The following is an 18,963-nucleotide window of genomic DNA, read 5'->3' as shown; positions in this document are numbered from 1 at the left end:
GCTCTATAGGTCAAGGCAGCCGGTATAGCCGGCTCAGAGCTGCTGCAGTAGTCTTCGAGCCCGATTGAGCAGCAGGCCCCCGGTCGTCAGCCGCTTGGCGACCCGAATCAGCGACGCGGGATGACGGGCACTGACGACCAGCATCGCCCCACCGAGCAAGATCGCCGGCCCCCGATAGCGCCGCAGCTGTTGCCAGCCCGCACCGAGCGATGCACAGGCGTGCTGCCAGCGTTCCGCTTCGACCAGGATATCGATGCGTTGCTGCTCGATCGCTGCCAACAGTTCCGCCTTGCGCTCGGCGCGCGTCGGTCGGGCAGAAGGCGTGGGATCAGCGGTGCGACGTGTCACGATGCTCCTCCACCAGGTGACGGTCCAGCGCGAGCTGGGCCAGTGTCTCCTTCAACAGCGTATGGCGTCGGGCCTGGCGCAGGCCCAGCAGGGCTATGACGATACCGCCGCCCAGCAGCACCAGGGCGCTGGTGGCGATGGCAGCGAGCCGATGGGTATCCCAGAACATCACTACCGCCAACAGCGTAAGCATGCCCAGGCCCAGCAACAACATTACCAGACTCAAACCCAGCAGCAGCAGCAGGGTGGCAAGACGAGCGCGCTCCTCTTCGAGTTCCAGTACGGCGAGACGCAGACGCGTCTCGCCGGTGGCCATCAGGTTCGCCAACAGGCGCTTGCCGATGGTAAACAGCCGTTGCACCGGTCCTTCACCGGATGCCATCAGCGACGCCCGATGAGCATGCCGATGACCACGCCGACCACGGCGCCGATGCCAATGCTGGTCCAGGGGTGGTCGTGTACATAGCGATCGCAGGCATCGGCCTGTTGGTGAATCGAGTCGCGAGCCTCACCGTAGAGGCGCTCGCCGCGCGCTTCCAGGCGCTGGCGAGTTTCCTTGAGCCGCTTCTCGGCGCGATCCCTCAGTTCCTTGACGTTGCTGCGGGAATCGTCAGCCGTCGCGCTGACCAGTTCCTCGATGGTCTGGGACAGGTGCTGGAGATCTTCCTTCAACTGACGAGTGGTTTCGTCCACGTGCGGTGTGCGTGAGGCCATGGCAGTCTTTCCTTTGACAGTGAATGACTCATTTAGCATAACAGCCGATACTGCGACTTCAACGCCACTTGCCATGGGGCGCCATCAGTCCGGTATCAGGGAACTGCTGCCAGAGAAGATGGGGTTGAGGCTGAAGCCGATGCCGATGCGCTGGGTACGATGGTCGTAGTCGATCATGCTGTCGCCGTACCCGTAGAAGTACTGCACGTGTCCGCGGATGTTGCCATGCAGCGGCCAGGAGTAGTCCACGCGTGTTCCCATGTTGCCCGCGCTGGGATTACCGTGCCACTGGACGGCCACCTCGTTGTCGCCCATGCGGTGGGCGACCGTGATCTCGCCATAACCCAGGAAGCGCTCGATATCCGGGTTGTCGTCGTCGCCCGCCGACTCCGGTACGCGCCAATGGGGGGCCACGCTGATCAACCAGTCGTTCTTGAGGAAGGAGGACTCGAGAATGACGCGATTCCAGCTGCGCGACATGTCGCCCGAGCGACCGTTGGATTGGTGATTGAAGCTCAAGCGGTTGTTGACATTGGTCCAGCCCAGCAGCGACCAGCGATTCTCGAAATCGATGAAGAACTCGGGCTCGTAGTTGGTTTCGCGAAAGGGCGACGATGAGTCGGCATTGTAGGCTTGCCACCAACTGCGCTGGGTATAGGCGAAATAGAGGTCGCCGCCGTAGTCGCCGAAAAGCCGCTCGATCAGGTTGAACTTGGCGCTGAACTGAAATTTGACTTCGGCGCGGTCGGGGGTTCCATCCCGGTCGACGTTGCCAAACACCTCTTCATTGGGGCGGCGATCATAATTCAACGGCAGCAGATAGTTGCGTCGGTGTGCCGTGATCGAGAAGGGGTTGCGCATGGATTCGCGCTCCAGCTGGCGACGCTCCTCGACCGGCTCCAACTCCTGCTCCGAGGCGATGGTCAGTATTTCGTCCAGGCCCAGACGTTGGGCTTCGGGTTCGAGCCGATCCGCTGCGAGCTGGTTGCGCAGGGTGTCCAGCTCCTCGCTCAGGGTCTCGATGCGTGCCTCGATGAGGGCACGCTCTTGGGGCGTGAGCCGGTCTTCCTGGGCCATGGCGGTGCTGATGGTCCCGCTCAGGATCAGGGCGAGAAGAGCCTTTGGGATGGAGCAGGGATTCATCATGGTGACAGGACCGAGAGGAGGGTGGCTATGAACGCCGTTTCTACCACGACGGTGAGCCAAGTCAACCAAGTTTCTCGTACGGATGATCCCGAGGGAGCGCCAAACGTGAAGAAAGGGGGGAATCTCCTTCGTGCCCCATTGCCTTGTGAACCGTCGCCATCGAGAATCGGAGCGAGGCCGAAGGCCACTCCAACCGAGAGCCAGAGTGAACGAATTGTCGTACCTGAACCTTAGCTGCCTAAGCCGCCCGGGACAGTGGTCCCGACGCGTTCCCGTAGGGTTTTTCCTCCTTCTGCTGTTGTGGCTCATTTGCGGCCACGCCGTGGCCGAAGACGGGCTGCCCGATCGCCAGGCCGTGGAGGCGCGCCTGGCAGAGCTGCAGCCGGAGGAGGGCGTGAGCCTGAGCGACATCGAGCAGCGCGATATCGATGCGCTCGAGGCCACCCTGACGGCGCTGGAGCAACTGCAGGGTGTCGAGGAGCGGCTGACTGCGCTGGAACAGCGACTGGAGGAAGCTCCTGCCGAGTTGCTGCGCCTGGAGCGGGAGCTGAGTCAGGAGGAGGAAGCGACGCTCTCACGTTCGATAGCCGAGCTCGACGACATTCCCCTGGACGAGCTGGAGTACCGCCAGCAGGAAGCCGTCTTCGAGCTACAGCAGCTGCAGGATCGCCTGGCCGACGTCAACGCCCAGTTGCTCTCTGCCCAGACCCTGCCGGAGCGAGCCCAGCAGGCGATTGCCGAGGCCATGCAGACCGCCGAGCGTACACGCCGTTCGCTGGATACGTTGGAGACGCAGGGCGCCAGCGAGGATTCCCCCCGGCTCTGGCAGCTGAAGGTCGAGCGGCGCCTGGCCGAGCGGACGCTGAGGCTGCGTCAACGCGAGCTGAGCAGCAACACGCGTCTGCGCGAGCTGGCGCAGCAGCGCCGCGATCTGCTGACACAACAGATCGCGCGCCAGGAAACCGAGCTCTCGATGTTGCAGAGCGTGATCGACCGGCAGCGACGCATGGCTTCGGAGCAGGCCATCGCCGACGCCGCGCGTGACGACCCGCTGCTGGAGGCCGGGCATCCGGTGCTCGAGCGCGCCCAGAAGGTCAACCGCGAGCTCAGCCTGGAACTGCTGCGCGCCAATGATCGTCACAATGGCCTGGTGCGCGAAAGCCTGGCCGCTCGTAGCCAGCTCGACCATGTACGCCAGCTGCAGCGCAGCCTGAACGAACAGATCGAAGCCATTCGCGGCAGCCTGTTGCTGTCGCGCATCCTGCGAGAGCAGCGCCGCTCCCTGCCCCAGGTCGACGCCAGGCGCAATCTACAGGACGAGATCGCCGACCTGCGCCTGCGCCAGTTCGACCTCGTGCGTCAGCGCGATGCCCTGCGTCAGAGCGAGCGCCTGGCCAACCAGCGACTCGAGGAGGCCGGTGTCGAGGTCAGCCAAGGGTTGGTCGACTCGCTCCAGGGGCTATACCACTCACGCCGGCAACTCGTGGACCAGCTCGAGCAGACCTACAGTAGCCTCTTGAGCGCGGCCATCGAACTGCAGCTCAACCAGCAGCAACTGCTCGAAACCTCGCTGGAGCTTCGCACCACCATCGACGAGCAGCTGTTCTGGATCGCCAATACCCGGCCGCTGGATCTGGCCTGGTTCCGCCATCTTCCCGCCAACCTGGTCGACGAGTGGCGGCAGGGTGAATGGCGTCAGGTGTTGCCGGTGCACTGGCGCACACCCGGTGGCGAAGCGTTGACAGGGCTGCCGCTCTTGCTGTTATCAACGTTGCTGCTGGGATTGCGTCGCCGCATCCAGCGTCGCCTGGCTGTGATTCACGAACAGATCGGGCGCCTGCGCAGCGATTCCCAGGCGCACACGCCTCTGGCGGTTGGCCTCAATGCGTTGCTGGCCCTGCCCGGCCCGCTGGCGTTGGCCGGTATCGGGGGTTCACTCAACGCCATCGAGGCAGGTATCGCCTCGGGACTGGGACAGGCCTTCCTGCATCTGGCGCTGGCCTGGGCTTTCATCGCCTGGTCGCGTCGTCTTCTGGTCCGCGATGGGGTGGCCACCAAGCACTTCTATTGGCCCTCGGGCTATGTCTCGCGACTGCGCTGGCTGCTCGGCTGGCTCGGCGTGGCCCTGGTGCCGGTGCTGCTGATTTCCTCCCTCGCCCGTGATGGCGAGATCAGCCTGACGACCCGGCCCATTGCGCTGTCGCTGCTGCTGGCAGGCCTGGTCGCCATGAGCATGCTGCTGGCTCGATTGATCCTGGCGCATACGCCATTCTTTGGCGTCAAGCTGTTTCGCCTGTTACTGGGCCTGATCATGGCTGCGGTGCCGCTGGTGCTGGTCGGGCTGATCGTGTCCGGTTACGAGTACACCGCGTTGAGCCTGATCGGACGTTTCGTCATCACGCTCTATCTGCTGGCGATGTGGATCCTGGTCGAGGCATCGGTGGTGCGCGGCCTGGCCGTGGCGGCGCGTCGACTGGCATTCAAGCGCGCGTTGATGCGGCGCCGTGCCCAGGCTCAGGAAGGCGCCGAGGGCGGCCTCGAGGTCGTCGAAGAGCCACCGCTGGACATGGAGCAGATCAATCAGCAGTCGCTGCGTCTCTCAAAGTTGATCCTGCTGATCGGCTTCGCCCTTCTACTCTACCTGGTGTGGTCGGACCTGCTCACGGTGCTGGGCTATCTCAACGACGTGGCGATCTGGGAGGCAAGCGAAGGCGTCGGGGCCGAACTCGTCACCAGTGCGCTATCGGTGGCCGACATTTTCGCCGCATTGCTGATCTTCATTCTTACGCTGGTGATGGCGCGCAATCTGCCGGGCCTGCTCGAGGTCATGGTGCTGTCGCGGCTGGAGCTGAAGCAGGGCAGCGCCTATGCCATTTCAGCGCTGCTCTCCTACACCATCGTCGGTACCGGGCTGGTGGTGGCGCTGGCCACCCTGGGCGTGGCCTGGAGCCAGCTGCAGTGGCTGGTGGCGGCTCTCGGCGTCGGCCTGGGTTTCGGCTTGCAGGAGATCTTCGCCAACTTCGTCTCGGGCCTGATCATCCTGTTCGAGCGCCCCATGCGCATCGGCGACACCATCACGCTGGGCAATCTCACCGGCACGGTGAGCAAGATACGCATCCGCGCCACCACGGTGACCGACTTCGACCGCAAGGAGATCATCATCCCCAACAAGACCTTCGTTACCGACCAACTGATCAACTGGTCGCTGTCGGATACCGTCACCCGGGTAGTGCTCAGCTTCGGCGTGGCTTACGGCTCGGACCTGCGCCTGGTGCATCGCCTGCTGCGCCAGGTTGCGGACGAGAACCCGCGGGTACTGGGTGACCCCGAGCCGCAGGTTTTCTTCATGAGCTACGGCGAGAGCACGCTCAACTTCGAGCTGCGTATCTTCGTCAACTCTCTGGGCGACCGACTCTTTGCCACCGATGAAATCAATTGCCGGGTGGGGGAGTTGTTTGCCGAGCACGGCATCGACATTGCCTTCAATCAGTTGGATGTCTGGCTGCATCGTGCCGACGGCGAGGCGAAAAAGGTGCAGAGCTTGACGCCAAGCCAGGGCCCACTTCATCCCCCGCCGGGGACGCGTGGTGATCCCGGAGAAATCGAGATCGGTGATGGCGGTAGCGATGGAGATGGCGGCCGCTGAGGCGGCATGTTTACTGCCTGACGGCGTGCAGCAGGAACTCCCGGTTGCCGTCGCTGCCGGCGATCGGGCTCTGCTGCCAGTGGTCGATGGCCAGGTCATGGACGGTACAGCAGCGGCGAATTGCGGCTTCCACTTCGGCGTGGCGGCGGGGGTCGGTCACGATGCCGCGTGAATTGACGCCGCCCGGTCCGACTTCGAACTGGGGCTTCACCAGGCTCAGCAACTCCCCACCGGGGCGTAGCAGCGCGGCAATCTCCGGCAGGATCAGGGTCTGCGAGATGAAGGAGACATCCATCACGGCCAGATCGGGCGCCGTGACCCCTTGAACGATGAGTGCCTCGCGCAGGCGTGGCTCGCTGGCCATGCTGCGTGCGTTCATGCCTTCCAGACACGTTATGCGGGGGTCGCCGCGCAGCTCGGGGTCGAGCTGGCCATGTCCCACCTCGACGCCGATGACATGGCGAGCCCCGAAGCTCAGGACACAATCGCTGAAACCTCCAGTGGACTGTCCCACGTCGAGCACCAGTTTCTCTTTCAGGTCGAGCTTCAGCGCTTCAACCAACGCCTCCAGTTTCAGTCCGGCCCGCGAGACATAGCGCTCCTCGGCATCCTCCGCTACCGCCAGGTTCGTTTCAGCCGGCAGTTTCTCGCCCGGCTTGCTCAAGATCCGCCCCGTATCGGCCAGGCTGACCCGGCCATGACGAATCAGCCGTTGAGCGCGCGTGCGCGAACGGGCCAGGCCCAGGGAGACGAGCAGTTGATCGAGACGGGGCATGGGGGTCTCCGACAGCCGTAAACGAGGCGGGTATTATGGCATAATCAGGTAGTTAGCAGGTTAATGGAGACGCACGTGAACCCAGACATGAGCAGGGCGCTGGCGAGGTCGTTGGCCATCGGTGCATTGGGTGGGGCCGTGTTCCAGCTCATCGGCATGCCGCTGGCGTGGATGCTGGGACCATTGACAGCCAACCTGATCGTGTCGGCGCGAGGCGTCGAGGTGCGAGTGCCCGAACCGTTACGCGAGGGATTTCTCGGTGTCCTCGGCCTGGTGCTGGGCAGCCAGGTGACGCCGCAGCTGGCCGAGCGCGTGTTGGACTGGCCGCTCTCCGCTGCGCTGCTGCTGCTTGGCGTGGCCGGCTCGACGGCGGCAGCGGCAGCCTGGTACCGGCGTTGTGGCTTCGATGCCGTAAGCGCCTGGTTCGCTTCGGCCCCCGGCGCCATGACGGCGATGATCCTGATGGGGGAGAAGTGCGGAGGCGACCCGCGGCGCATTGCCATCGCACAGTCACTGCGCGTGGTGCTGGTGGTGATGATCCTGCCGCCGCTATTCTGGTTCTACGAAGGCGCCAGCGGTGCCGAAGTGGCCGCCGCCGCGGACAGCGAATTCTCGTCACCCTGGCTGCTCCTGGCCCTGCCGCTGCTTTTCCGGCTGGGGCGGCGCCTGCGGCTTCCTACCCCCACGTTGCTTACGCCATTGCTCTTCGCCGGGTTACTTTCCGGCTTCGGCATGGCCAGCCTGAGCCTGCCGGAGTGGGGCATGAACCTGATGCTATGGGTGCTGGGCTGTGCCATCGGCTCGCGATTTCGTGGTCTCTCCTCGGCGCGCCTGGGCCGCTACCTCTTCGAGGCGCTCATTGCTACCCTGGTGGCGCTGGTGGTGCTGGCCGGTTTCGCCGAGTTGATCCATCGCCTGGTGGGCGTGCCGCGCGACGTGGCCCTGCTGGCGCTGGCACCGGGTGGCATCGGCGAGATGGCGATCCTGGCGGTAGCGCTGGACCTGGATCCGGTATTCGTGGCGTTCCACCACCTGCTGCGCATGGTGGCCCTGATGCTCCTCGCCCCATTCTGGGCGCGCTGGCTATTGCGCCGTCATCCGTCCTCTTGACCGGGCCGTGGCCCTCCCTCCGCCTGCAGTTCTGCCGCGGGCACACGGTCGGCTCCCCAGCTGCGATAGAGGTATTCGGTGACGCGGTCGAGCTCTCCCTGATCGATCTGGGCCAGCTCGCCGCGCTCCAGCGGATCGTAGTGGAAGATATATAGGCGCGAGGCGAACTGCTCGAAGGGCAGGGAGGCCTCGCCGAAGCGCTCGCCATTCCCCTCGGTGCTGACTTGTACGCCGTCGCCCCAGTCCTGCCCGCTGTCGTTATTGGGGTTGAAGAAATAAACCCGCATCACCTCCGTCGGATCCAGCGACACTCGCAGGATGGTGATGGCATGCCAGCCGATGAAGCGCGCTGCGCTGTCGGTCACGGCGATGCCGGCCGGCTGCGGGTGAATCAGTGGCTGGTTGCCGTTGTAGTAGGGGTGGTAGCTGGCGTAGAAGTGGCGCAGGAACTCGTCAAGGTCCTGTAACTGACCGGTGGCGACATCGACATTGATACGAAAGCCGCGGCCCGACCACCAGCCGTGAAACTCAGGATTGACCCAGCGATGCGGATCGCCCTCGCGGTCGATGCAGCGTCGACCCATCTCCGCGTAGATACGATCGAGGTGAGGGACCACGATCAGTGAGACCGGATCGAGATCCATGGGCAGGGTGTGGGCCACACCGCTGAGGCTCTCCATTGAGGAGATGGGCTGTCCCTCGAAATGCATGACGATCTCGTCGTCGCGGGCCGCCCAGGCCACCATTTGCAGCAGATAGTCCGGGTCGTTGTAGGCCCACATGGAGAGCGCTCGTGCCGACTGGCAGGTAGGGTTGTTGCCTTGCCCCACGCCCAGCGGCTGCCCCAGCATGCACAGCACGCCTTCGAGCAGGCGGGCCCGGGGCGACACTGCCTCGCCGAATGCCAGGTTGAGGCGCGCCCGGGACCACTCGGAGAGCGACAGCCCCAACTGACGCCACATGGCAGGGGCGACGGGGGGCTGGTAGAGAATCCCTCGCTCCAGCATCAGCGCCAGACCGTAGACGGCCTGAGGCGTGGCAGGGTGGATCGCGCTTCGAATCAGGGCGTGGGCAAGCTCGCGATAGCACAACAGGCAATCGCGCCCGGTCGACGAAAGGCCCAGGGCCTCGGCCAACAGGTGGTCGTTGTGTTCCAGCAAGTGGCGCAGCAGCACCGGATGGTAAGCGGACACCAGGCCGGTGTCGTGCATGGCACGGGCGAAACCGGTGGCCTCGCCCTGCAGGGCGGCATTATCCATGCTCGCCAGTCGTTCGCGATAGATCTCGATGCCCGGATCTTCGCGACTGGCCCGGGTGGGGCTGAACAGCGAGCTGACTAGACGGTCGGCCCCCTGGCCACTGGCACCCAGGTCGATGTCGGGGTCGGCCTGGCAGATGGCGATCTGGGTGATCATCTGCTTGATACTATCGACCTGGATCGGACGCTGCTGAAGAATACGCCAGATCTCTTCGATCAGTTTGTCGATGATGTGCTCGTAGCCGATACGCTCGGCCAGATGGCGGAACAAAAATCGGGGAATCTGGGCCAGCCGACCCTGGGTTTCACGTTCCGCCTCACTAGGGGCGCTGAAGAGCAGCCAAAGGTTGAGCGCCATCACCTGGGCCAGGTAGTGGTGGGCCTGCTCGGCGGAAACCTGGGGATGGGCATAGACGCCCTTGGCCACCGCCAGCAGGCGCAGTTCGCTCAGCGCCTCTATCACCACGGTGTTGGCATTCGGGCTCTTGAGCGAATAGGTGGTCAGGTAGGGCAGCAGGTACTGCGGCGTGGCCCAGTCCGAGCCGAGGAATACGCCCGCCTCCTCCAAGGCCCTGGCGCGGGACTCCAGTGCGGCAACACCACCGGGTTGCAGCAGCACCCGACGTGCCGTATCCAGCACGCGGGTGAGCTTGCCCGGTTTGGCGAAATCGCGAGCCTCACCGAGCAGGGCGGTCGCCTCGTCGAGGTTGGTCAGCAGGTTTCTGAGCTTATCGTCGCTTCCCGTGGGCTGCTCGCTACCCTGCATGTATCCGTTGGTGACCACGCCGACTCCTTGCTGAATGACCTTTCGTGCTCATCACGCCTGCGTCAGACGTAGAAATCAAGCTCTTCCTGACGCTTGAGCAGATCACGCAGCCGATGCGGGTCGTCGCCCTTGAAGTAGATCAAACCCCAGTGAGTGCCGAAGGCAGTGCGCTTGGTCACGGTCTCCTCCATGGGAGAAGTGAGTTCGTGGGATTCGAAATACGGGTCGTCCTCGACTTCTTCGGGGATTTCCAGTCGGCTGACTACGCGACGACGGGGATAGACGCCGAAACAGCCGGCATAGCACTTCGCGTCCTCCACTTCTCTTGGGAAGAATGCCTTGACCTCCTCGGCGGTGCTCTTGGGGTCGAAAACCAGCATGCTGGCCTGGTAGGCGTTGAAGCCGTACACCCGTTCGAGCAGCTCGAAAACCTTGAACCCCGGCGGACGGTAGGCGACTTCACCGAAGTACATCTCGCCGTCACTGGTGACGAAGTACTCGGGATGGATCAGGCCGAACTCGATATCGAACGCCTTGATCAGCTTCTCGATCTGGGCGGTGATCTGGGGACGGTACTGCTCAAGCTCAGGTGAGGCGGGAACGAATACCGAATAACCCAGAGTGACGTATTCCGAAATGTTGAGGAAGGCGATCTTGCCGTCATGGATCCACGCCTCCACGGCGAACTCCCAGCCATCCAGGTGCGACTCCATCAGCACCGGAAACTCCTCGTCGGGGATGGTATCGACCTCGTCCGGCGTGCGGATCACCCGGTGCCCGAGGCAGCCGGCCTTGTCGAAGGCCTTGAGGTGGATCGGGTCGTTGGGGTCGCCGTCGAGTTTGAGCAGAGTCTGATTGACCCGCTTGAGGAACCGGATCACGTCGCCCTTGTCGTGGGCCTCCTCGAAAATGCCCACACGAATGCCGCCGAGTTGCGCGCGCCGTTTCATCAGCGCCTTGTCGCGCAGCAGGAGCGACTGGCCGTAGAGACGGGGGCTGTCGAGAAGCACCGAATTGATGGCGCCTGCCCATTCGACGGTCTCCTCGAATAGCGGAATCGCCACGTCTACGCCACGCTCCTTGAGTGTTTCCGCAATCTCCAGAGAGCGGTCGTTGAGTCGCTCGAAGTTCCACGGCACGTAGGGTATGTCATGTTTCTGGCAGTACTCTTCCGCCCATTCGGGCGCGACGACCAGATAGCGACGATCGAAGTTTTCGGCGGCCTCGATAGCATTCAGGCTCCAGCCGAGCAGTGCGATATAGCCCTTGTCGGGATTCTTGTCCATGGGGCGCCTCCTCAGTTGCGGTAGCTTTCTCCTCGTTCCCGTGCTCTTTCTACCCTAGTCGATTTGATGCGCCCTCACAGGTAGGAAATGGCTCAGCCAGCGGTCCTTGCCCGCTCCCGGTACCGCTGGTATAGTGCACGCGCACTCGGCAAGCCATTGATGCTGGCCGGGTTCGAGGCCTGTCACCCAGGCATCGTATCGTGGTGGCCCCGTCGGTCCTCCCGCAACGCTAAACCGCAAACCCCGCCAGGCCCGGAAGGGAGCAACGGTAGTGGTGGCCGCGTGTGCCGGGATGTGGCTGTCGGGGCCGCCTCCATTTCCGCTCTTCGCTATTCTGTTTTTTTCATTCTGACCCTCGCGGCGTAAGGCTGACGGGTAGGGCTCGCTTGCGTGATTGCCAGGGCCAAACGGCTTCTCAACGGGCGTTGCCAAAGGTGCGATGCGCCTCATGCTTACGCATTAGACCTTGGTAGGATTAGACTTTGGTGTTAATATGCACTGCAGCAAAGCTCATGCGAGAGGAAGTGCAGATGCAGACCGACACCACATCCAACGCCGCAATTCAGCGCAGCCTGCGCCAGTGCCTGTCGAATGCCGCCTTCCTGCTCTACCAGCAGGGGCACGTGCTGGAAACCATCACCATTCCTTTCCGTGGACTCGATAGCCGCGCTCTGCGCCAATTACGCGAAGCCTCTCAAGAGTGGCGGGCTTGCGAGCGCGTGCTCGAGAGCAGCGAGGCGGCCGTTTTCAATGAGTATGGCCGACTGGTACTGACCGCCATGGGGCGCGAGCTGTTGTTCGATATGTTCGGGGAGGGGGCGGCTGATTGCGCCTGAGCGATGCCGCTCGGATAGACAAGAGGGGAGGCCATCGGCCTCCCTTTGTTTTTCATACCATTTCGATAGAAGGCACCCGATTCTTCACTACCCGCATGTTCAGCGGCTATGCCTGGCTCCCGAGGTGCTTGCGAAGGAAATGGCATGTCCGTTCCTGATCGGGTTGAGTGAATAATCGTTCAGGCGTGTTTGCTTCCACCACGACGCCGCCATCCATGAACATGGCCCAGTCGGATACATCGCGTGCAAAAGCCATTTCGTGCGTGACGATGAGCATGGTCATCTGTTCCTCCGCGAGGCGCTTCATGACCTGGTTCACTTCCTCCACCAGCTCGGGATCCAAGGCCGAGGTCGCTTCGTCGAACAGCATGACTTTGGGCTGCATGGCCAAGGCGCGGGCAATGGCGACGCGCTGCTTCTGTCCCCCCGACAAGGCGCTGGGAAAAGTCGATGCCTTGTCCGCCAGTCCGACTCGCTCCAGCAGCTCCATGCCGAGTTCTCGAGCACTGCCGGCATTCAAGCCCTTCAATTTTTTTGGTGCCAGTGTCACGTTATCCAGCGTCGAGAGATGAGGAAAAAGATTGAAATGCTGGAACACCATGCCCATGTTCTGGCGTATATCGTTGATATGCCTTTCGAAAGCAAGCCCTTTCAGGTCGGGTCGGTTGACCTGGGTACCGTCCAGGAGAATGCAACCTTCGTCGATGACTTCCAGGTTATTGATGGATCGAAGCAGGGTGCTTTTCCCCGACCCCGATGGCCCGATGATAGATATGATCTTGCCTCGGTCAACCTTGAGGTCGATTCCCTTGAGTACCTCGAGGTCGCCGAATCGTTTCTTGACTCCCTTGAGCTCTACCATCGGGTTGGCAACTTGTGGTGTCATTATCTGTCCCCTTTAACGGCGCATGGCAGCGCGGCGCTCTACCCAGGATTGGCCGGCTTCCATCAAGATGTTGATTATGTAATAAATAATAGCGATCGTAATATAGAACTCGAAGGGTCGAAACGTCACGCTGATGGCATATTGAGAGAGATAGACTAGTTCGGCGATGCCAATGGCGGAGAGCACCGAAATATCCTTGACCATGATGATCATGTTGTTGCCGAGCTGGGGGATGGCGCGATAGAACGCTTGGGGCAATACGATGTAAAAAATAGTGGCCAGATGGCCAAAGCCCAGCGAGCGGGAGGCTTCATATTGCCCCTTCGATACCGACTTGAGGGTGGCAATGAAAATATCTGCATTATAGGCCATGTAATGGAACCCTAGGCCCATCACGCCGACCACGATGGCCGGTAACAGTATCCATTGGCCAATGCCAAAGTAAAGAAAGTAGAGCTGGAGCAACAGTGGTGTCGTCATGAACAGCCAGATGAAAAAGCGCAGCGGCCAATTCACGGCTTTTCTCGTGTAGAGGGAAATGACGGCAACGATCTGGCCGCCGATAATCGACATGACGGCGACTGCCAACCCGATGAGCAGCGTGGCCCCTACCCCTTTGAGAAGCGTTGGGAAGTAGGTGAAGACGGAGCTGAAGTCGAATTCCATGAAAGCTTACCTATTTATTATATGTCTTGGGCTCTACAGATAGGTATATCGCGTGGCGCGACGATATAGAAACTCAACGATACCCATGATCGCGTAGATGATAACGATGTACATCAGGGCGCTTAGAGTGAAGACTTCCAGTGGCTTGTAGGTGGATCCGGTGAGGCGCTGAGCCTGGTAGGTCAGTTCGACGACCGAAATGATCGAGACAAGCGAAGAGTTCTTGACCAGAATGATGGCCAGCACCCCAATGGAACGAATCATCAAGCCGGCCGCCTGGGGCAGGACAATATGCTGGAGCGTGGCGAAGCGTCCGAACCCCAGCGATCGTGATGCCTCGTTCTGCCCGCTCTCGACCGATTCGATGGCGCCGCGAATCGCCTCGCTCATGTAAGCGCCAATATTGAAGGCCCCGACGAACACGCCGCAGGTGAATGGGTCCATGCGCAGACCGATGGCAGGCCCTCCATAGAACACCAGCAGCAACTGGACGAAATAGGGGGTTCCACGGACCACGCTGATATAGGAGCGAGCCAGCCAGCGAATGGGTGGGTTTCGTGACGTTCGCAGCGCCACTAGCGCAGAGGCGATGAAGAAACCGAAGAACAGGGCACGAGCCGATATATCGATGGTTATCCCGGCCGCCTTCACCAGCAGCGGTAATATTTCGATCATCAGGTTGATGTCCATGAGCTTCTTTACCCTGTTGTTGTGATGCGATGAAGATCGGAAGCAGCAGGGCTGTACCTGCTGCCTCAAGATCGAGTTAGTGGAACTCGACGCCTTCGCCTATCCACTTGTCGACGATCTCCTGATAGGTGCCATCCTCCTTGATCTCAGCTAATGCCTCGTTGAGAGCTTCCTTGAGCTCTGGCTTGTTCTTCTGAATGGCAATGGCCGCCGGCCAGCTGGGTAGCTCGCCCACGTCGATTTGCTTGATATTGATATCCTCGTCGTTTAGCGCCACGTAGACAGGTACGTCGTCAGCGATCATGACGTCGATTCGTCCGGTGGTGAGTGCATTCAGCATATCGGGCAAACCCTGGAAGGTCTGGTTGCGCCATTTTCCTTCTCCGTTTTCGGAGGCCCACTGGTTGCCTGTCTCGCCGAGCGTGGAACCGACAGTCTTGCCTTCGAAATCTTCAATGCCGTTGACGTCATCGGTGCCTTCCTGGACCCATACGGAGAGTCCCGAACTGTAATAGCTATCGGTGAAATCCACGGCCTGTTCGCGCTCTTCGGTCACGCTCATGCTGCAGATGCAGGCATCGAAGCGTCCGCCGGCCAGAGCGGCAACGATGCCATTCCAGGGAGAAGTCTGGATGTTGGCCTCGACTCCCATCCTGTCTGCCAGAGCGTTAGCGATGTCCACATCGAAGCCGACCAGATTGCCCGAAGTGTCGACATAGCTGAAGGGAGGATAGGCACCCGAGTTGGCTACCTGAAAGACGTCGCCCTGAATATCGGAAAAGTCGCGTGCCTGGGCTGAAAAACTTGCCAGCACTACCGTGCTGAGTAAAGTCACGGCCCCGTACAGGGGGCGCTGGAAACGGTTTTTATGTGCTTTCATGTCGATTCCTGCTCTTTGTTGGGTTGTTTTTGCGGATTCCTGCCTCACGTATCAAATCAGTCTGAAGCGACAGCGTTTCTCACCTCCTGTTATATTGGTAAACACGAATATTCGAGACTAGCAAGTCTTGTCTTTGCGGTCATATGCGCTCGAGGATCACGGCGATTCCCTGGCCACCGCCCACGCAGGCCGTGGCGCAACCGAAGCGTCCACCGCGGCTCGCCAGAATACGTGCCAGGGTCCCGGCCAGGCGCACACCAGTGGCCCCCAGCGGATGCCCTAACGCCAGGGCACCGCCCCATACGTTGACCCGCGCAGGGTCGAGCCTGAGCTGGCGCATGGCATGCAACGGCACGACGGCAAACGCCTCATTGATTTCCCAGGCCTCGATTTGGGAGGCATCCAGGCCTGCTCGCGACAGCGCCTGTTCTGCGGCTTTCGCGGCACCGGCACCCATGCCCTCGGGGGCAACGCCCACATCGGCGAAAGCAACAACGCGGGCCAGCGGCCTGGCCGCGTAGCGGTCAAGGGCGGCGGGCGACATCAGCACTGCCGCCGCCGCGCCGGAGGTCAGCGGAGAGCTGTTGCCTGCCGTCACCCGGCCCCCTTCGAGGAATACCGGGTCGAGCCCGGCCAACCGCTCGCGGTTGGTGTCAGGGCGGATGTTGGCGTCGAGCCTGACGACCTCACCCGACGGGTTGGTCAGGACCAGGCGCTCACCCTCGAAGCGGCCCTCGGCCTCGGCCTGGGCGGCGCGGCGGTGGGACTGGAGCGCAAATTCGTCCATATCGTCGCGTTCGATCCCGGACGCCTGCGCCAGTCGCTCGGCGGTCATACCCATGTTCAGCGCCGGCTCGATTTCGAGCCAAGGCGCGTCCTGCAAGACCCCCGGCACGGTCAGGACACCCTCCTTGAACAGGGCGGGCCCCATCGGTACCCGGGTCATGTGCTCGAAGCCGCCGGCCAGGGCCACGTCAACGGCACCGGCTTGTATCTCCCGGGCAGCGCTGCGCAGGGCGGCGAGCCCGGAGCCGCACTGCTGGTCGATCTGACGTGTAGCGCATTCACGGCCTCCCGGACCGAGGTGTCGCGACTGCCACAACGGGTAGCGTCCACCGAAGCCCCACTGCTCCTTGACGGGCAGCGCGCAACCGATGCTGAGATCCTCCACATGCCCGGGGTCGACACCGCCGCGGTCGAGCAGGGCGTCGAGTACCCGGGCCAGCAAGGCGTCGCCGCGGGTTTCGGCCCATCCGTCCAATTCCGGCTTGCGCGGATGGGCACGGGTGAATGCACTGCGGGCATAGTCGACGAGGTACACGTCCTTCATGTGCGGCCTCCTGTGCTGTCTGCCAGCTGCGCCCAGCGATACAGGAACAGTGCATAGGTGGTCAGCACATGGCGGATGGAGTCGATCTCGACGCATTCGTCGACGCCGTGGATGCGCTCGGCCACCGGCCCGTAACAGGAGCCGGCGATCCCGCCGCTGACATTAAAGGCGCGCAGGTCGGTGGTGCACGTGGAGAGGTAGGTCCCCGGTGGCTCACCCAGCAGATCCTCATGGCAACGCGAAAGCAGAGCGATGCCCGGCGCTTTCATGTCGACCAGGTGCCCCTCCGAGCGGAAGCCGTGGAATTCGACGCGCGGGGCAGGTGAAGGGGTGTCGAGTTCGGCGTGGCGCGCCTCGATGGCATGACGAACAAGATGCATGACCTCGTCGGAGGTCATGCCCGGCGGGAAGCCGACACGGCCTTCGAGAGTGGCATGGGCGGGCACGCTGGAGGCCCAGTTACCGCCTTCTATCTTGCCGATGCTCAGGTTGAAGGGATGTTCGAGGCCGTCATAGGGGGCCTGGCGCGGCAGGGCATTGATATCGGCCTCCAGCGCCTTGAACGCCGGCAGGTAGTCGAGGATCGCCTCGATGGCGTTGCTGCCAGCGCGGGTGTCGAGCACATGCGCGGGCACGCCATCGAGGCGCATGCGAAACCACAGCACGCCGACCTGGCCGGCATAGATCCGGGCGCCGAAGGGCTCGGGAATCAGCACGAAGTCGCCGCTGTAGCCTTGGTGCAGGCAGGCCAGGGCGCCGTTGCCGGTGCACTCTTCTTCGATCACGGTCTGCAGAGTCAGCGGAAAGTCGATGGGCACGTCGGCCTCGCGCACCGCTTGTACGGCCATGACCATGGCGGCGATGCCGGCCTTCATGTCGCCGGCGCCGCGCCCGTAGAGCCAGCCGTCCTGCTCCCAGGGCTCCCACGGTGGGCGGGCCCACATGTCGGCGGGCTCGGCGGGCACCACGTCGAGGTGGCCATTGAATACCAGGTGTGGCCCCGGGGCTCCGGCGTTGAGCTGGGCTACCAGGTTGTACCGGCCCTGGCACTCCCACTCGGTAGGCGCGCGATGGGGATGTGCGTCGAAGCCGGGGGCGTCCAGCGGCACCCGGGTGGTGGGCAGGTCGAGACGTTCAAACCAGCGTTCCATGGTTTCCAGCGCGCCATGCTCCTGGCCCAGCACGCTGTAGCCGCGCACCAAATCGCAAGTCAGCGCCAGGGTTTCTTCCATCAACGCCTCGCAGCGTTCGACGATGCGGTTCTCGGTGTCAGTTAACATCAGAATCTCCCCAGCCGACGCTCGTCGACGATCAGCGTGGCCTCGGTGGCCTCGCGCAGCTCGGCAACGCTCAGACCCTCGGCCATGTCCACCACGACTAGCCCCTCTTGCGTCACGTCCATCACCGCCTTGTCCGTGATGATGCGCGACACGCAGCGCTCGGCGGTCAAGGGCAGGCGGCAGCGCGTAAGGATCTTGGCATTGCCGTGCTTGTCGTTATGCGAGCACAGGATCACCAGGCGCTTGACCTTCTGTGCCAATTCCATGGCGCCGCCGATACCCGGCGAAAACTTGCCCGGTATCTTCCAGTTGGCGAGGTTGCCCAGCGCATCGACTTCAAAGGCACCCATGAAGGTGATGTCCACTCGGCTGCGGCGGATCATGGCGAACGACATGGCGCTGTCGAACACGCTGGCGCCCGGACGGGTGGCGATATAAGCGCCGCCCGAATCGATCATGTCGTAGTCCGGCGCCTCGCCTGCGGTGCGTGGACGGCAGCCCAGCACGCCGTTTTCCGAGTGCACCAGGACCTCCATTTCCGCCGGCAGGTAGTGGAACAGCTGCGTGGGCAGCCCGATTCCCAGGTTGACGATTTGCCCCGGGACTATTTCTTGGGCGGCGCGGGCAAGAATGCGCTGCTGGTCAGCCGACATGGGCGCGTCTCCCCTGTTCGCTGGTTTCCAGGGCGACCGCCACCACCTGGCTGACGAAGGCGCAGGGGGTGTGGATCGCCTCGGGCATCATGCTGCCGGGTTCGTCGACCCGGTAGGCCTGGGCGATGACGGTATCGGCGGCCATCGCCATCAGTGGGTTGAAGTTGCTGGCGGTCGCGCGGTAGATCAGGTTGCCGTACCGGTCGGCGCGTTCGGCGTGGACCAGGGCGAAGTCGGCGCAGAGCGCCGGCTCGATGCCCAGGGTGCGACCGTCCAGTTCGATCTCGCGGCGACCGGCCGCTATTTCGGTGCCCTGGCCGATATCGGTGAGAAAGCCGTGGTGACCGGCCCCGGCGCTGCGGATCTTCTCGGCCAGAATCCCCTGGGGGAAGAGCTCGACGATGAGCTCGCCGTGGTTCATCGCTGCGATGGCGTCGCGGTTGAGACCAATATGCGAGGTGATCAGGCGGCGCACACGGCCGGCCTCGATCAGCTTGCCGACGCCGATGCCCGGCTCGTTGGCATCGTTCTTGATCACGGTGAGGTCGCGCTGCCCCTGGGCCAGCAGTTCGTCGATCAGGGCGAAGGGCGTACCCGGGGAGCCGAAGCCGCCTACCATGATCGAGGCGCCATGGGGAATGGTGGCGATGGCCTCGTCTATGGCGCGATATTTGTCGGTCAGTAGTGTCATGC

The 18,963-nt window shown here is 62.6% G+C and carries 18 protein-coding genes and 1 other RNA gene; 4 read left to right on the top strand and 15 right to left on the bottom strand.

What is annotated here, in order from left to right:
* Positions 1-33: 33 nt before the first annotated feature.
* The 4 genes from ACOJCM_RS02810 to ACOJCM_RS02795 form a co-directional block, all read right to left on the bottom strand.
* Positions 34-348: a YqjK-like family protein gene (locus ACOJCM_RS02810; RefSeq protein WP_445210546.1), complete on the bottom strand. Its 315-nt coding sequence runs from the start codon at positions 346-348 to the stop codon at positions 34-36.
* Entirely contained in the window at positions 329-730 is a 402-nt protein-coding gene (locus ACOJCM_RS02805; protein ID WP_445210545.1) for a phage holin family protein, read from the bottom strand. The genes ACOJCM_RS02810 and ACOJCM_RS02805 overlap by 20 nt, the downstream gene beginning before the upstream one ends.
* Entirely contained in the window at positions 730-1,062 is a 333-nt protein-coding gene (locus ACOJCM_RS02800; protein WP_445210544.1) for a DUF883 family protein, read from the bottom strand. Before ACOJCM_RS02800 ends, ACOJCM_RS02805 begins: the two co-directional genes overlap by 1 nt.
* 84 nt (positions 1,063-1,146) lie before the next feature.
* Positions 1,147-2,208 carry a phospholipase A gene (locus tag ACOJCM_RS02795; RefSeq protein WP_445210543.1) on the bottom strand — a complete coding sequence of 354 codons (1,062 nt, stop codon included), beginning with the start codon at positions 2,206-2,208 and terminating at the stop codon, positions 1,147-1,149.
* 292 nt (positions 2,209-2,500) lie between these two features.
* Here ACOJCM_RS02795 and mscK point away from each other — a divergent pair, with 292 nt between their 5' ends.
* Positions 2,501-5,854, top strand: a complete 3,354-nt coding sequence (gene mscK, locus ACOJCM_RS02790; protein ID WP_445210630.1) for a mechanosensitive channel MscK — start codon at positions 2,501-2,503, stop codon at positions 5,852-5,854.
* A 10-nt stretch (positions 5,855-5,864) separates the two neighbouring features.
* On the opposite strand, the gene ACOJCM_RS02785 is transcribed toward mscK, so the two are convergent.
* On the bottom strand, positions 5,865-6,629 hold the full coding sequence (locus ACOJCM_RS02785; protein ID WP_445210542.1) for a TlyA family RNA methyltransferase: 765 nt from the start codon (positions 6,627-6,629) through the stop codon (positions 5,865-5,867).
* A gap of 63 nt (positions 6,630-6,692) precedes the next feature.
* Between ACOJCM_RS02785 and ACOJCM_RS02780 the strand changes: the two genes are divergently transcribed.
* Positions 6,693-7,739 (top strand): AbrB family transcriptional regulator, encoded by a 1,047-nt coding sequence (locus tag ACOJCM_RS02780; protein WP_445210541.1) that lies wholly within the window; start codon positions 6,693-6,695, stop codon positions 7,737-7,739.
* Here the strand turns inward: ACOJCM_RS02780 and ACOJCM_RS02775 are convergent.
* Both ACOJCM_RS02775 and ACOJCM_RS02770 read right to left on the bottom strand, forming a co-directional pair.
* Positions 7,724-9,763, bottom strand: a complete 2,040-nt coding sequence (locus tag ACOJCM_RS02775) for a hypothetical protein (protein ID WP_445210629.1) — start codon at positions 9,761-9,763, stop codon at positions 7,724-7,726. The two genes, ACOJCM_RS02780 and ACOJCM_RS02775, sit on opposite strands and share 16 nt — an antisense overlap.
* A gap of 62 nt (positions 9,764-9,825) precedes the next feature.
* Positions 9,826-11,049 carry an ATP-grasp domain-containing protein gene (locus tag ACOJCM_RS02770; protein WP_445210540.1) on the bottom strand — a complete coding sequence of 408 codons (1,224 nt, stop codon included), beginning with the start codon at positions 11,047-11,049 and terminating at the stop codon, positions 9,826-9,828.
* Positions 11,050-11,259: 210 nt separating this feature from the next.
* Between ACOJCM_RS02770 and ffs the strand changes: the two genes are divergently transcribed.
* Positions 11,260-11,356, top strand: an RNA gene (gene ffs / locus ACOJCM_RS02765) — signal recognition particle sRNA small type.
* Between the two features lie 223 nt (positions 11,357-11,579).
* A complete protein-coding gene (locus ACOJCM_RS02760) occupies positions 11,580-11,885 on the top strand; it encodes a hypothetical protein (RefSeq protein ID WP_445210539.1) in 306 nt (101 codons plus the stop codon).
* 106 nt (positions 11,886-11,991) lie between these two features.
* Here the strand turns inward: ACOJCM_RS02760 and ACOJCM_RS02755 are convergent, their stop codons facing one another.
* The 8 genes from ACOJCM_RS02755 to ACOJCM_RS02720 form a co-directional block, all read right to left on the bottom strand.
* Positions 11,992-12,747 (bottom strand): amino acid ABC transporter ATP-binding protein, encoded by a 756-nt coding sequence (locus ACOJCM_RS02755; protein WP_445210538.1) that lies wholly within the window; start codon positions 12,745-12,747, stop codon positions 11,992-11,994.
* A 36-nt stretch (positions 12,748-12,783) separates the two neighbouring features.
* Complete coding sequence (locus ACOJCM_RS02750; RefSeq protein WP_445210537.1) at positions 12,784-13,437, bottom strand: amino acid ABC transporter permease; 654 nt, start codon at positions 13,435-13,437, stop codon at positions 12,784-12,786.
* A 33-nt stretch (positions 13,438-13,470) separates the two neighbouring features.
* On the bottom strand, positions 13,471-14,127 hold the full coding sequence (locus ACOJCM_RS02745; protein ID WP_445210536.1) for an amino acid ABC transporter permease: 657 nt from the start codon (positions 14,125-14,127) through the stop codon (positions 13,471-13,473).
* A gap of 76 nt (positions 14,128-14,203) precedes the next feature.
* Positions 14,204-15,007: a transporter substrate-binding domain-containing protein gene (locus ACOJCM_RS02740; RefSeq protein WP_445210535.1), complete on the bottom strand. Its 804-nt coding sequence runs from the start codon at positions 15,005-15,007 to the stop codon at positions 14,204-14,206.
* Positions 15,008-15,146: 139 nt separating this feature from the next.
* Positions 15,147-16,337: an acetyl-CoA C-acyltransferase gene (locus ACOJCM_RS02735; RefSeq protein WP_445210534.1), complete on the bottom strand. Its 1,191-nt coding sequence runs from the start codon at positions 16,335-16,337 to the stop codon at positions 15,147-15,149.
* Complete coding sequence (locus ACOJCM_RS02730) at positions 16,334-17,617, bottom strand: ArgE/DapE family deacylase (RefSeq protein WP_445210533.1); 1,284 nt, start codon at positions 17,615-17,617, stop codon at positions 16,334-16,336. Before ACOJCM_RS02730 ends, ACOJCM_RS02735 begins: the two co-directional genes overlap by 4 nt.
* Positions 17,617-18,270: a 3-oxoacid CoA-transferase subunit B gene (locus ACOJCM_RS02725; RefSeq protein WP_445210532.1), complete on the bottom strand. Its 654-nt coding sequence runs from the start codon at positions 18,268-18,270 to the stop codon at positions 17,617-17,619. The genes ACOJCM_RS02730 and ACOJCM_RS02725 overlap by 1 nt, the downstream gene beginning before the upstream one ends.
* Entirely contained in the window at positions 18,260-18,961 is a 702-nt protein-coding gene (locus tag ACOJCM_RS02720; protein WP_445210531.1) for a CoA transferase subunit A, read from the bottom strand. Before ACOJCM_RS02720 ends, ACOJCM_RS02725 begins: the two co-directional genes overlap by 11 nt.
* Between the last annotated feature and the right edge of the window lie 2 nt (positions 18,962-18,963).

The organism is Billgrantia hypersalina (assembly GCF_052584175.1).
The sequence above is the reverse complement of the archived record's forward strand: the minus strand, read 5'-3'. Positions and strand labels throughout refer to the sequence as shown.